Source organism: Asaia spathodeae NBRC 105894, from assembly GCF_025994195.1.
GTDB classification, from domain to species: Bacteria; Pseudomonadota; Alphaproteobacteria; order Acetobacterales; family Acetobacteraceae; genus Asaia; species Asaia siamensis.
The window spans coordinates 79,702-92,743 of sequence record NZ_BAPY01000003.1 but is presented as its reverse complement, the minus strand read 5'-3'; the positions used below and the strand labels follow the sequence as shown (position 1 = coordinate 92,743).

Sequence of the window (13,042 nt, the reverse complement as noted above, 5' to 3'; positions counted from 1 at the left end):
CATGTCTGAAACACCGTCCATGCGCCTCGCGGCGCTCGGCCTTCATCTGCCCAAGGCGGCGGCACCAGTCGCCACCTATGTGCCTGTAGCACGCACGGGTTCGCTTCTCGTCGTGTCAGGGCAATTGCCCTTGTCGGGTGGCACGCTCAAGGCGACAGGAAAGCTGGGAGAGGATGTGTCTCCCGAACTGGGGCGCGAATGCGCCGAACTCTGTCTGTTGAACGTTCTGGCGCAGGTCCAGGCCGAGCTGGGCGATCTGTCGAAGGTCAAGCGCATCGTGCGTCTGGGCGGCTTCATTGCATGCACGCCTGACTTCACACAGCACGCCACCGTCATGAATGGTGCCTCCGATCTGGTGGTCGCCGTGTTCGGTGATGCCGGTCGTCATGCCCGCTCGACGATCGGTGTGCCCTCCCTGCCGCTCGATGCTCCTGTCGAGGTCGAAGCACTGATCGAGATCGCCTGATCTCACAGCGCGAGACCTGGTCGTTTTTCAACCGCAACCGTCCGGCTTGCGGTTGATTCGATCTCAGTGACAGCCCACATGCCCAGCATGACGGACTGGTCCCTGACGCTTCATGCTTCCATTACCGAAATTGGTGCCACAGCGTGGGATCGCTGTGCCGGGGATGATAATCCCTTTCTCAGCCATGCCTTCTTTCTGGCCCTCGAGGAAAGCGGCTCTGTCGGTGCCAGAACGGGCTGGCTGCCGCGTTATGCGGCCCTGCATGACGGCACCGTTCTGGTGGCTGTGGCCCCTCTCTTCCTCAAGGGGCATTCCTACGGGGAATATGTATTCGACCAGAGCTGGGCGCGTGCCTATGAACAGGCCGGGGGGCAATACTACCCCAAGTTGCAGATTGCCGTTCCTTTTTCTCCTGTCAGTGGAAAACGGCTTCTGATCGACCCTGCCCAGCTGGCGCAGGATACGATCGCGGGTGTTTTCGGCGATGCGCTGCGCCAGGCCTGTCAGGAGCTGGGGCTGTCTTCCGTCCATATGAGTTTCTGCACCGAGGCCGAGCAGGATGTGCTTGCTGGTCATGGCTGGATGAAACGTATCGGTCTGCAATATCACTGGCATAACCAAGGCTATGCCGATTTCGAGCAGTTTCTCGAGGCGCTCGCATCGCGCAAGCGTAAGGCCATCAGGCGCGAGAGACGCGAGGCACAAGGCTGCGGTCTGACATTTCGTACACTGCGCGGACCCGAAATCACGGCGCGGGATTGGGACAGGTTCTACACTTTCTATCAGGCCACGATCGACCGCAAATGGGGGCAGGCCTATCTCACGCGCCAGTTTTTCAGGGGCTTGTCAGAGCGGCTTGGCGAGCGTGTGGTACTGATGCAGGCCCTGCATGACGGGATGCCTGTTGCGGCGGCGCTCAATCTCGCCGGGCGCGATACGCTCTATGGTCGTAACTGGGGCTGCGAGGGCGACTGGCCCTTTCTGCATTTCGAGCTGTGCTATTATCAGGCCATCGATTTTGCCATTGCCGAGGGGCTGGCCCGGGTCGAGGCTGGTGCGCAGGGCGAACACAAGATCCAGCGCGGCTATCTGCCGAGTCTGACCTATTCCAGCCATTTCATACGCGACCCGGCACTCGCCCGGGCTGTCAGGCCGTTTCTTGAAGAAGAGCGAGAGGCGATTTTACAGGAGAAAGAAGCACTTGCCTCTTTCTCGCCCTATCATCACAAAAATAGTTGTTGAGAACGACTCTCACTATCATATAGGCTGATCGCATCGTCAGCACGCGGGGGCGCTCTCCGCGTCTTTCCAAACGGCCTTCAGGCCTTTGGGATCGTTGTTTTCATGCGCCTTGCCTGCCTGATGGAGTGATCGGGTCGGGGGTGCAGTCGTGAGGGTCAGACTGAATGATCAGATATCTTTCGACCGGTGCCGCCGATCTCGCCCGCCTGCTCGCGCAGAGCCATGCGGCACAGCCATCGCCCGCCTGGGCCGAGGCACAGCTTTTTTTCGGTTTCGATTCCGCCGAGCGCAACGAGGCCGCAGGCCTCGTCACCTCTGCAGGCTGGGGTGAGCGCGTCGAGTCCATCGCCGGGTGACGCGCTTCCTCCTGCCGAAGGCAGGAGGAGCAGGGATCATGGGTGGCTGGTGGCTGTCGGCGTGATCGTGAGCCCCTTCCGGTCAGGTATGGGCAGACCCTGATCGGGATCGAGTGCGATCGTCTTGACGGCACCATGATCTGGGAATGTGAGATTCAGCCTGTCATGTAGCATCCAGGCTTCAGTGGGGATGACCCGCTCGGTTCTGGAACCATCCTGCCAGGTGATGCGCAGCATCACCGGCATCATCAGCTTGCCCTCGTTGCGTACGCCGATGCTGATCGTGCTTTCCTCTCCCGATTTGGCATTGCTCTGGCTGAAACCATCCAGACGATATTGCGGCCACCAGTTCTCAAAATACCAGCCACGCCAGAACCAGGTCAGATCCTCGCCCGCTTCGCTCGACATGAAGCGGAAGAAATCGGACGGGGTCGGGTGTTTGAAGGCCCAGGCGCGGATATAGGCCCGGAAGGCCGCATCGAAACGGTCTGGACCGAGAATTTGCTCACGCAGCAGCATCAGCCCATAGGCGCCTTTGAAATAGGTTACCTTGTGGCGATATTTCTCTGGCACCAGCTCGGCGGGCATCATCAGGGTGGGAGCATCCGACGCTGTCAGAACGGGAACGATATCCTTTGCCGGATCGCCGGTCTCGGGGGCGAACTCCGCGTCTTTCTTGGGGGCATATTCCCCATGATTGAAGTGCTGTGAGGCATAGGCGTCGATGAAGGTGTTGAATCCTTCATCCATGAAGGCGTGACGGCGCTCGTTGCTGCCGACGATCATTGGAAACCAGCCATGACCCAGCTCATGCGTGGTGATCCAGAACAGGACGTCATTCTTGTCCTGCCAGCCATCGAAAACGATGCCCGGATATTCCATGCCCGCGCCATGGCCGCCCAGATTGACGGCATTTGGCCACGGGTAGGGGTACCATTGCGACGAGAAATACTCGATGGCGTGTTTGACGTATTCGGTCGAACGGTCCCAGGCCTGCGGGCCTGCACCCTCACGCGGATAGACCGACATGGCGAGGCGGGGCTGCGGCTTCTGGCCTTTGGCAACCGGCAGGGCGGGTAGATCGAGTTTGGCAGCGTCCCAGACGAAAGCCGGCGATGCGGCGAAAGCGACGTCGCGCGTATTCTCCATATGGAAGCGCCAGGTCTTCTCACCTGAATGCGCCAGATGGGAATTGGGGTCGAGCACATCCTGTGGGGTGCGGATCAACACGCGTTTGTCGCTCTTTGCCGCATCGGCGAGACGCGCCCGTTCGGTGGTGGTCAGCACGTCCTGCGGATTGGTGAGTGCGCCCGAGCCGACCACGGTAAAGTTCCAGGGCACGGTCACGGCATAGTCGATGCTGCCGTATTCGAGATAGAATTCCTGCCCCAGATAGGGAAGCGTGTCCCAGCCACGCAGATCGTCATAGACGCAAAGACGCGGATACCACTGGGCGACTTCGAAAATTGCTCCATCCTTGACCGGGGTAACGGCCGTGCGGCCGCCCCACTCACCGGGAATGGTATGATGCCAGGTGACATGCAGCTTCAGGGCATGCCCTGAGGCTGCGAGGGGCACGGGCAGGCTTACCTGCATGCGGGTATCGGAAATCCGGAACGGAACGGGTTTTTCCACGCCGTTCGTCTCGAGTGTCACACGCTCGATGGCATAGCCGTCCGAACTGGCCGGATGCCAGTCAGGGAAGGCCACCCAGGAGCGGGAATCCTTGCGATAGAGGTTCTGGTCGAGTTGCAGCCAGAGCACGTCGAGCGCATCGGGGCTGTTATTGGTATAGGTGATCGTCTCGGTGCCGGTCAGGACATGGCTGGCCGTATCGATGCGGGACTCGATGCGATAATCGGCGCGGTTCTGCCAGTAGGCCGAGCCGGGGCGGCCAGAACCGCTACGCCAGATATCGGGTGCGTCAGGCAGGACCAGCGTATCGAAAACCGGACGCATCGAGAGCGGCATGTTCTGGCTGGGGGCCGGGCGCGCCGCCAGGGCGGGCTCCAGACACAATGCCAGACCAAGAAACGGGAAAAACGAACGCATAGGCAGAAAGCCCTATTGATCAGGATGAAGAAACACTCCTGCCAATCGTTTCATTTTCGATCCCATCGCACAAGGTGCTTTTCCCCTGGGGGCGTCTTACGTAGGGAACCGGGTGTACCGTCGGACCCGTGGGATCGGATGCGCGTCGTCGGGTTGATGTTCGGGGAGTAGAAACGTCACAGAGGATTCATGGCGCTCCATGCCAGGTCAGACAGGACGAGGCATGGGCAGAAGCCGTTCTGGTGTGTGTTACGCGTCCGGCGATGGCTCAGACGGCCTGCCAGTGCTTGATCTGATACTTGTAGGGCGTATCGAATTCTTCGATCAGGCGGCTGAACACGTGATGGTCATGCACGCTGGTCGGTGCCATGGGGGCGATGCCGGAAACATCGCGATGAATCAGGCGGTTCACGGCGCGATTGAACACGCCGGGTCCGGTCTTGTACGAGATAAACAACCCCGTATGCAGGTAGCTGTTGCGGTAGATGTTCAGCAGGCACTCACTGAGAAGCGGGCTCTGGGGGATCGATCCGTAGAAGTCGTTATGGACAAACTTGTTCTGGGTCAGGAACAGGACATTCTCTTCCTTCTGGTCGAGCATGAACTGGATGGCCTGGTCATCACGCAGGCGGATATCGGCATCAAGCCACCAGCCGCCAAGCGCCTGGATGACATGAACGCGCAGGATATCGGCTGCCTCGGCCGGATGGCGGGCAGACAGGAAGAGCGAACGCGCTTCGACGCCATAGACGTCGTAGAGCCATTGTTCTGCCTCCGGCTTGTCGAAGATGCGGACATTGAGCCCGGAGATCTGACGATGGAAGTCGAAATTGGCGCGGATCTCTTCGGGAGGGTTCTGGTCCCAGTAGAGGAAAAGCTGATTGGGGATGACGCGGTGCTCGCTGCATCCCTTTGTGAAAGGAAAGCCGGCCTGAAGAGCGAAGCCGAGATAAAGCTGGTCGATTTCCTCGCCTGTATGGAATTCCTCAAAGGTATTGGCCGTCAGGCGCATGGCGCCCGCCGGGTCTCCGCCACGCCAGGCCAGATGAACGCCCCTGATGAAATTGGCATAGAGTGGAGCGAGAGTTTGCAATTCAGCAATCTCATCGTCGGGCAGCTCCATGCCCGCTTTCATCAGGCATAGCAGGCGGGCCTGCAGGAGCGACTGCGCCAGGGGGTATTCGCCAGGGTTTTTCGAATGGAACTCATAGGCGATGCGATAGAAGCGCGAAGCTTCTTTCACACAGAAATTGGTATGCAGGATATTCGCGAGGGTAAAGGCCTGCATGAGTGTCGAGCAGCCATTCTGCCGATAAAAGGCGATGGCTTGCGCCTCATGGGCAAAATCGTCATCGGTCAGCGCGTCAAGGCCAGCGAGCGCACTCGGGAGCGAAGCCGCGGCTTCCTGCTGCGGTGCTTCTTCGGCTCTCAGTTCATCCCACGCATCGATATCGACCAGAGCAGGATCTGATCCCGGATTTTCGCTGTCCATTGCCCTTAATTTCCCGCTTCTGTGATAATCGCGTCAGTAACCTATCTCATATCTGTATCCAGATGTCCATTCATTGATGGTCATCAGTAATGGAGTATGTTATCATTTTATTTCTGACATCATAATATATGTTTTTTCCACATATCGGGAAATATTCTGCATTAGCTCAAGTGTCCCATCGTATTGACTGGTTTGCCTGTCTGGAATTCCGGCGCTGCATCACCTTGTTACGCACCATCAATATTACTTGACTCCGTTCATCAATATGTTTGTCGCGATAGAAATTTGCGCAAACAAATGCTTGTTCCGGCTTGATCTTGTCAGCGCATGTGCCGCACTCCGGGGTTGATCGAACACGGTAGTGACGCGATTTCCTGACGCCCTATGGGCAAAGCTGTCTTCATCGCCTAGTGAATCAGAGCATGAGAGCAATGGGGCGAACGGGTGGCATGAGGGCGGCATTCCTGCTGCTGACTGCGCTCGCCCTGATGGTTCGTCTGGCAGGCACGCCTCCTCAGACCGGTGTGGCAACCGATGACCCGCTGGGCACTCTCGCAGCGCTCTCTGTTCTTTGCGAGACGCCCTCGCCTGTTGATCCTGACCACAGACAGCATGACACGACCCTGTCTGACGGGGCCATGCTGCTTTCCCCCGGCGCAGACATATCGGGGCCTGCCCTGGCCCTGATGGCGCCACAGCGCGGTATCGTGCTTTTTGTCTATTCTGTGGGGTTCTGGTTTTTCCCTCCCGTGCGTGGCCCTCCGGAGCCCGCGCGTGACAGCCGATCACCGCAAGGACCACCCGTCTCAACCTGACACACGCCGCTTCATGACAAAGGCTGCGCCTGAACGCGCTCGCCTGGTCATGACCTTTTTCCCGGTCAGGTTATCTCATCATGTCCCTGTTCTTACGGACTGTGCGCCGCTGTGGACGCACGCTTCCTGCTTTTCTCGGTCTCGGCAGTCTTCCTGCCTTTGCTGCACAAAACGCGTCTTTGCCGACGCTGCATCGCCATGGCGCCCCCATGCAGCGCCCCGTTCAGTCATCGCAGACGCCCCTGCCTCAAAAGCGCAATGCACACGAAAAGGAGCGCCTTGTAGCCAGCGAGACCATTCAGGTTACAGGGCAGGCCCGCGGCCCGGCGACCCTCTCGCCTACAGGGCAGACAAGCTATAGCGCCGAGCGCAAGGATTTTGCCGGTCACGTCGCGCAAAGCGTGGCCGACATGCTGGTGACTGTGCCCGGGGCGAGTTTCCTGCAGGGCAATGGCCCGCGAGATACCGTCGTTTCCATACGCGGGTCAGGGGCGCGTCAATCCTACGGGTTGCGCAACCTGCAGGTTTCGGAAGACGGATTTCCCGTCACGCAGCCTGACGGTACGGCGCGTGCCGATCTGATCGACCCTCATGCCTATGAAGGGGTCGATGTCTTTCAGGGCCCGGCCTCGACCCTCTATGGCAATTACGCCATCAACGGGGCGATCAACTTCCGCACACGCAGCGGCGCTTCGATCCACGGGCTCGAACTCGGATCCGACTTCGGCAGCTTTGGCATGTTCAATAATTACATGACGCTTGGTGCGGGCAATCGCGTCTATGATTTCATGCTGTTTGCGAGTGATGTGCGCAGCGATGGCTTCATCGCCAACAGCCAGTATGCGACCTCGACTGAAAACATGCGTCTGCGTGTGTCCCTGTCGTCGAAAGATCGTCTGGTACTGAAATTCATCAACAATGTGACCGATGCCTCTCTGCCGTTGCGTCTGTCTCTCAGCCAGTATCGCCTCAACCCCTATCAGCAGGGTTGTGCCACCGCCGCTGGTGCCGCCGCCGGATGTGGTACAGTCTCGCTCTATCGCAATGGCGCTTATGGCGCGCAGACGGCGGTAACGCCTCAACAGGCCAATCTGGGGCGGTTTGACCGGCGCAGTATCGTCGGGCTGCGCTGGGAGCATGATTTCACGCCGCGGATGTTCTGGCGCACGCAGTTCACGTATGACCAGCGTCATGTCGAGCAGCCAACCTCGACGACCTCCTTTGTCGGGCCGTTCAATTCCTACAATGTTCAGACTGATCTGACCCGTCACGACAAGCTGGGCACGACACCGCTCACGAGCTTTGTCGGGGCGAATTTCGACTATATGGATTACGGCTATCAGGTATACGCCTTGCTGCCACAGCCCGGTGCGACACGTGGCAGCCAGACATCGACCTCTTATGGCCATCAATGGAATATCGGCCTGCGTTTTGAGGAAGACTGGCAGTTCGCACCAAAATGGCATGTCGTGATCGGATTGGGGGGCACGCAATCCGATATTGGAGCCGTGCAGACCGTCTTCAGTCACGCTGCCACGGGCACGCGCGCGCAATACATCACGGCTAACAGGCGTTTCTTCAATCTCGCGCCCGAAGCATCTGTCGTCTTTGCGCCTGACAAGGCCTGGACATGGCATGCGCGACTGGGCACTGCCTATGCCACGCCGGGCTATTCCAGCTTCTTTGTGACGCCGCAGGGCAATTACGGGAACAACACCCAGCTCAAGAGCCAGAGCAGCCTTGGCATCGATCTTGGAACAGAATGGCACCCCTCGCCGTCAGTCAATGTGCAGGCGACCGGGTTCTATGAGTTTTACAGGAACGAACTGGTCAGCCAGTCGGCCGGGGTGAACACCCAGGCGGGCAGCTACACCTTCAACGCCCCCGCGTCCCAGCATCGCGGTGTGGAACTCGCTGTCACATGGCAAGCCTTGCCCCGGTCCCTGCCTGGGGCGAAGCTGCGTCTGTCCTATACCTATGACAACCAGATCTACACGAATTATGCCGAAATCCTGTCGAACAGCACGCTGTCGCGCAGCTTTTCGCGCAAGGGTAATCTCATCCCAGGGGTCATGCCGCATTTCCTGAATGCGCGCGTGCTCTATGACCAGCCCTCAGGGATTTTCGAGGGGCTGGGTGGGTTTGCCGAAGTGACATGGCGCAGCGCCTTCTACATCGACAATGCCAATCTGCTCAAAATCCCCGGCTACGGTCTGCTTAATCTGGAGGTGCATTACGACCCACCGGCACGGCTGGGCTGGGTGCATCGTCTGCACAGCTATCTCGAAGTGCAGAATGTCGCCAACACTGTCTATGCCGCCGGTGCGACGACCATCAGCGATACGCTTCTGGCCAACGGGCAGCAGGCCGGGGCCGCGATGCTCGCGACAAAGACAGGCTCGATCTATGCGGGTAGCCCACGCGCCTTTTTCGGCGGTGTACGGGTACGGTTCTGAGGGAAGATATCATGGCTTTTTTTTCCAGTCGCAGTCATGTCCTGTGGCCAGACCGCACCACACTCTGGCGGTGGCATTTCTTTGCCGGGCTTTTCTGCCTGCCTTTCGTGATCATGCTCTGCGTGACCGGCTCGCTCTATCTGTTCAAGCCGCAGATCGAGACCTTTTTGGATCGCGATATCGATCATGCGGTTTCGGACGGGCTGCCACGAAGCGTCAGTGCCCAGCGCGATGCTGCTCTCGCCGCCGTGGAGGGGGGACATTTCCTGGCACTGGAAATGCCCTCTCGCAAAAAGCAGGCAACGCGTGTTCTCGTGGCGCATGGTGCCGATGTCGCACGCGTCTATATCGACCCGGTCACGCTCAGGGTGCTGGCCTGTCGCGATGAGCAGACACGGTTCGAGCGTCTGGTGTTCCGGCTCCACGGGCAATTGCTGATAGGCAATTGGGGCTCGGTGATCATGGAGATGGTGGCCTCATGGACTATCGTTCTCGTGGTGACGGGGCTGCTGCTCTGGTGGCCGCGTGGGGGTGGGGCGCAGGGCAGTTTCGTGCCGAGGCTTCGTCTGGTCGGGCGCCCGTTCTGGCGCGATCTCCACGCTGTCGGGGGGATGTGGGTCTCTCTAGTGCTGGTCTTGTTTCTGGTGTCGGGTCTGCCCTGGTCGTTTGTCTGGGGCTCCGCATTTTCGGCTGTCGAAAGCCGCATCGGCAGGCTTGTGGCGATACAGGATTGGGAGATAGGGGCTGTTCCCATCGCGGCAACGCTTTCGGGCCATGCGGCGATGCCCGGCATGTCTGATGCTGAGATGGCCAGCATGGATGGGGGCGGAGGAAACGGTTCAGATTCTGGTCGTCAGACTGAGAGGGCAAGCCATTCCGGTCTGGATGCGGTTTTCGTGACCGCGCAGCATCTTGCCTTTCCCGCACCGGTGCTTGTGACACCACCCGCATCAGCCGGGGGCGAGTGGCACATACGCTCTGACGCGCAAAACCGCCCCAGACGTATCGAGGCGAGCGTAACGGCAGGAGGCGCCGTTACGCATATAGCGCGCTTTGCCGACAAGACTTTTTCAGATCGCCTCATCGGTTATGGCGTGGCCTTTCATGAGGGGCATCTCTTTGGCGTGCTCAACCTCGCGCTCAATCTGCTCGTTGCGTTTGTTCTGACCCTGGCGAGTGTGGCTGCGCTCGTTATCTGGCTGAAGCGACGCCGCCCCGGTCATCTGGACGCCCCCAGAGTATCACCACGCCCTGTCGGGGCTGCGGCTTTGGTCGTCATGGTCGTTCTGGGTATTCTGCTGCCGGAGCTTGGGGCGTCACTGCTTCTGCTTGTGCTGGCGAATGCCATGTTCGGGCGGCGTTTTTCAGCGCTTCGATAGATAGGGCATGAGATTACGCGCAACGAGGGCCGGGCTGGAATCAGCGGGCAGTATCGCCTGCAGATGGTTCTGGCCGTCCATCAGATAAAGCACTGAAGAATGGTCGATGCGGTAATCGCCCTTCTGCTCACCCGCCATCATGGTGTGATCCGGATCGGATCCGTTCATGGCGGGCATCGTGATATGGGAGGTGACGTGAAATCCCCGGGCCACGGCCTCTATCTGGGCAGGTGTACCGGTGAGGCCGACAATATCGGGTGAGAAATGCCTTGTATAGCGGGCGACATCTTCCGGCCGGTCACGCTCGGGGTCGAGCGTGATGAAGAGCGGGACAGGGGGGCGTCTGTCTGGGGGCAGAAGCGTATAGGCCTGCGCAACGGTAGCCAGTGTCAGCGGGCAGACATCGAGGCAATGCGTATAGCCGAAATAGATCAGGGTCTGCTGCCCGGCAAAGCGCGCTTCGGTAGTTGGCCGGTTCTCGCTGTCGATCAGGGTGTAGGGGCCACCAATCGGCGCGCTCTGCCGATGCGCAAGAAGCGTCTGAAGCCCGATGGCGCCAGCAAACAGACCGGCCAGGACAAGCGCGGGCACGATCCAGAGACGGCGTGCAGAATGTCGGGATGCGGGCTGTCTGGAGCGGGAGGGTCTGGCGGCGGAGCGTTTTCGGGCCATGCGCGTCTCCCTTGTGGAAGGAGGCGGGGCTCTGCCCCGCTCCCCGGAAAGGGGCGAACCCCTTTCATCCCTGCAAGAGGGTTTCCAGAGGGCAATGACCCTCTGGCGGTTTGCAGGGTGGAACCCTGCGCGCCTCTTTTAGTAGCGGTATTCTTCGTGCTTGAACGGACCGGCAACCGGCACACCGATGTAATCGGCCTGCTTGTCGCTCATCTTGCTCAGCTCGGCGCCGACCTTGGCAAGATGCAGCGCTGCCACCTTCTCGTCCAGCTTCTTCGGCAGGGTGTAGACCTTGACGTCGTACTGGCCGGGCTTGGCCGTCCAGAGTTCGATCTGGGCCAGGGTCTGGTTGGTGAAGGAAGCCGACATGACGAAGGACGGATGACCCGTGGCGTTGCCAAGGTTCACGAGGCGGCCTTCAGACAGCAGGATGATGCGCTTGCCGTCAGGGAACTCGATCTCGTCCACCTGCGGCTTGACGTTGTCCCACTTGTAGTTGCGCAGCGCCTCAACCTGAATTTCGCTGTCGAAATGGCCGATATTGCACACGATGGCGCGGTGCTTCATCTCGCGCATATGCTCGACGGTGATGATGTCGACATTGCCCGTGCAGGTCACGAAGATGTCGCCACGCGGTGCAGCGGCTTCCATCGTCACGACCTCATAGCCTTCCATTGCGGCCTGCAGGGCGCAGATCGGATCGACTTCGGTCACGAGCACGCGGCAGCCTGCGTTGCGCAGCGAGGCGGCAGAGCCCTTGCCCACGTCGCCATAACCGGCAACCACGGCAACCTTGCCAGCCATCATGACGTCGGTGCCACGGCGGATGGCGTCCACCAGGCTCTCGCGGCATCCATAGAGATTGTCGAATTTCGACTTGGTGACGCTGTCATTCACGTTGATGGCCGGAACCTTCAGCGTGCCCTTCTTTGCCATTTCCCACAGGCGATGCACGCCCGTGGTCGTCTCTTCGGACAGGCCGCGCACGTCGTTCAGCATCTCAGGGTACTTGTCGTGCATCAGCACGGTCAGGTCGCCGCCGTCATCGAGGATCATGTTCGGCGTCCAGCCATCGGGACCCTTGATGGTCTGCTCGATGCACCACCAGAACTCTTCCTCGCTCAGGCCCTTCCAGGCGAAAACCGGCACGCCGGTCGCGGCGATGGCGGCAGCAGCCTGGTCCTGGGTCGAGAAGATGTTGCAGGACGACCAGCGCACGGTCGCGCCGAGAGCCGTCAGCGTCTCGATCAGCACGGCGGTCTGGATGGTCATGTGCAGACAGCCAGCGATGCGCGCGCCCTTGAGCGGCTGGCTGGCGCCATATTCCTCACGGAGCGCCATCAGGCCGGGCATTTCGCCTTCGGCAATGGAAATCTCCTTGCGGCCCCATTCGGCCAGGGCGATGTCGCGCACCTTGTAATCGGTCATTCTGAAACCCTTGTTTCTCTGATGAGGGGCATTTGTATAATGCGAGTTCCGGCTTTGGGCCAGCGCACAAGAAAAAAGCGCCCGACCCCATGAGGGCGGGCGCCTGATTCAGGCCCGGTAAGGCGGAACGGACGCTATCGGCTGCTTATTGCTGGGCCGATTTGTCGGACATTTTCATGCCCTTCATGCTGTGTTTGTGCTTGGAGGCCTGCTCGTGCTGGGGTGACGAGATGGGCATCTTGTCCGAGGTTTCGCCCGTGGGGACGACCGTCGCATCGGGGGCGCTCGGTGTCTTCGGATCGGGCTGCTCGCTTGCCTGGTTCTTGAATGTCTTGTTCTGTTCGGTCGGGTTATGGATGTGGGTCGACTGGTTCTTGAGCGTTTCGGCCTTCTGGGCTGATGGGGCCTGATCGCTGTCGGTAGCCGTCGTCGCCTGGGCGAAGGCAGGGGCTGAAACGAGAGCAGGGGCCGCAAGCAGGGCGGATGCGGTCAGGACGGCTTTGAATGCGTGTTTCATGACAGGCTCCTGTCGGAAAACGGGGTAGGGATGTCGGGCCGGGTTCTTCGTTTTGCGGGACATCTGGACGAACTGGTAACAAACCGGCGGCGTTCCGGTTTCCTCGTCACAAGATTAAGGTTTGAAACCGGTTGCCTGTCTCGGGCACACATGCGAGAGAGCGAGCG

Annotated in this window: 11 protein-coding genes; 6 read left to right on the top strand and 5 right to left on the bottom strand. The window is 59.8% G+C overall.

Annotated features, from left to right (window positions below; all coding sequences use genetic code 11):
- Position 1 precedes the first annotated feature (1 nt).
- The 3 genes from AA105894_RS03145 (at position 2) to AA105894_RS03135 (ending at position 2,064) form a co-directional block, all read left to right on the top strand.
- The gene (locus AA105894_RS03145) at positions 2-466 is read left to right on the top strand and encodes a RidA family protein (RefSeq protein WP_267310448.1); all 465 of its coding nucleotides are present in this window, start codon (positions 2-4) and stop codon (positions 464-466) included.
- An 87-nt stretch (positions 467-553) separates the two neighbouring features.
- Positions 554-1,708 (top strand): GNAT family N-acetyltransferase, encoded by a 1,155-nt coding sequence (locus AA105894_RS03140; RefSeq protein WP_267310512.1) that lies wholly within the window; start codon positions 554-556, stop codon positions 1,706-1,708.
- Between the two features lie 164 nt (positions 1,709-1,872).
- Positions 1,873-2,064 carry a hypothetical protein gene (locus AA105894_RS03135; RefSeq protein WP_267310447.1) on the top strand — a complete coding sequence of 64 codons (192 nt, stop codon included), beginning with the start codon at positions 1,873-1,875 and terminating at the stop codon, positions 2,062-2,064.
- A gap of 36 nt (positions 2,065-2,100) precedes the next feature.
- On the opposite strand, the gene AA105894_RS03130 is transcribed toward AA105894_RS03135, so the two are convergent.
- Positions 2,101-4,035 (bottom strand): M1 family metallopeptidase, encoded by a 1,935-nt coding sequence (locus AA105894_RS03130; protein WP_267310511.1) that lies wholly within the window; start codon positions 4,033-4,035, stop codon positions 2,101-2,103.
- Positions 4,036-4,384: 349 nt separating this feature from the next.
- Entirely contained in the window at positions 4,385-5,608 is a 1,224-nt protein-coding gene (locus AA105894_RS03125; protein WP_267310446.1) for a glycosyltransferase family 32 protein, read from the bottom strand.
- A 449-nt stretch (positions 5,609-6,057) separates the two neighbouring features.
- Between AA105894_RS03125 and AA105894_RS03120 the strand changes: the two genes are divergently transcribed.
- The 3 genes from AA105894_RS03120 (at position 6,058) to AA105894_RS03110 (ending at position 10,258) form a co-directional block, all read left to right on the top strand.
- Entirely contained in the window at positions 6,058-6,423 is a 366-nt protein-coding gene (locus tag AA105894_RS03120; protein ID WP_267310445.1) for a hypothetical protein, read from the top strand.
- Between the two features lie 209 nt (positions 6,424-6,632).
- Entirely contained in the window at positions 6,633-8,879 is a 2,247-nt protein-coding gene (locus AA105894_RS03115) for a TonB-dependent receptor family protein (protein WP_267310510.1), read from the top strand.
- An 11-nt stretch (positions 8,880-8,890) separates the two neighbouring features.
- On the top strand, positions 8,891-10,258 hold the full coding sequence (locus AA105894_RS03110; protein WP_267310444.1) for a PepSY-associated TM helix domain-containing protein: 1,368 nt from the start codon (positions 8,891-8,893) through the stop codon (positions 10,256-10,258).
- Here AA105894_RS03110 and AA105894_RS03105 read toward each other — a convergent pair.
- From AA105894_RS03105 to AA105894_RS03095, 3 genes are all read right to left on the bottom strand, one after another.
- On the bottom strand, positions 10,244-10,930 hold the full coding sequence (locus tag AA105894_RS03105; protein ID WP_267310443.1) for an SCO family protein: 687 nt from the start codon (positions 10,928-10,930) through the stop codon (positions 10,244-10,246). The genes AA105894_RS03110 and AA105894_RS03105 overlap by 15 nt on opposite strands.
- Before the next feature lie 138 nt (positions 10,931-11,068).
- Positions 11,069-12,358 (bottom strand): adenosylhomocysteinase, encoded by a 1,290-nt coding sequence (gene ahcY / locus AA105894_RS03100; protein ID WP_062165552.1) that lies wholly within the window; start codon positions 12,356-12,358, stop codon positions 11,069-11,071.
- A 145-nt stretch (positions 12,359-12,503) separates the two neighbouring features.
- Positions 12,504-12,875, bottom strand: a complete 372-nt coding sequence (locus AA105894_RS03095) for a hypothetical protein (RefSeq protein ID WP_267310442.1) — start codon at positions 12,873-12,875, stop codon at positions 12,504-12,506.
- Positions 12,876-13,042: the final 167 nt, after the last annotated feature.

Excerpts from the sequence above, each read along its gene's own strand:
- AA105894_RS03145 (WP_267310448.1), top strand. The coding sequence starts at position 2 with ATGTCTGAAACACCGTCCATGCGCCTCGCGGCGCTCGGCCTTCATCTG.
- AA105894_RS03140 (WP_267310512.1), top strand. The coding sequence starts at position 554 with ATGACGGACTGGTCCCTGACGCTTCATGCTTCCATTACCGAAATTGGT.
- AA105894_RS03135 (WP_267310447.1), top strand. The coding sequence starts at position 1,873 with ATGATCAGATATCTTTCGACCGGTGCCGCCGATCTCGCCCGCCTGCTC.
- AA105894_RS03130 (WP_267310511.1), bottom strand. The coding sequence starts at position 4,035 with ATGCCGCTCTCGATGCGTCCGGTTTTCGATACGCTGGTCCTGCCTGAC.
- AA105894_RS03125 (WP_267310446.1), bottom strand. The coding sequence starts at position 5,608 with ATGGACAGCGAAAATCCGGGATCAGATCCTGCTCTGGTCGATATCGAT.
- AA105894_RS03120 (WP_267310445.1), top strand. The coding sequence starts at position 6,058 with ATGAGGGCGGCATTCCTGCTGCTGACTGCGCTCGCCCTGATGGTTCGT.
- AA105894_RS03115 (WP_267310510.1), top strand. The coding sequence starts at position 6,633 with ATGCAGCGCCCCGTTCAGTCATCGCAGACGCCCCTGCCTCAAAAGCGC.
- AA105894_RS03110 (WP_267310444.1), top strand. The coding sequence starts at position 8,891 with ATGGCTTTTTTTTCCAGTCGCAGTCATGTCCTGTGGCCAGACCGCACC.
- AA105894_RS03105 (WP_267310443.1), bottom strand. The coding sequence starts at position 10,930 with ATGGCCCGAAAACGCTCCGCCGCCAGACCCTCCCGCTCCAGACAGCCC.
- ahcY (WP_062165552.1), bottom strand. The coding sequence starts at position 12,358 with ATGACCGATTACAAGGTGCGCGACATCGCCCTGGCCGAATGGGGCCGC.
- AA105894_RS03095 (WP_267310442.1), bottom strand. The coding sequence starts at position 12,875 with ATGAAACACGCATTCAAAGCCGTCCTGACCGCATCCGCCCTGCTTGCG.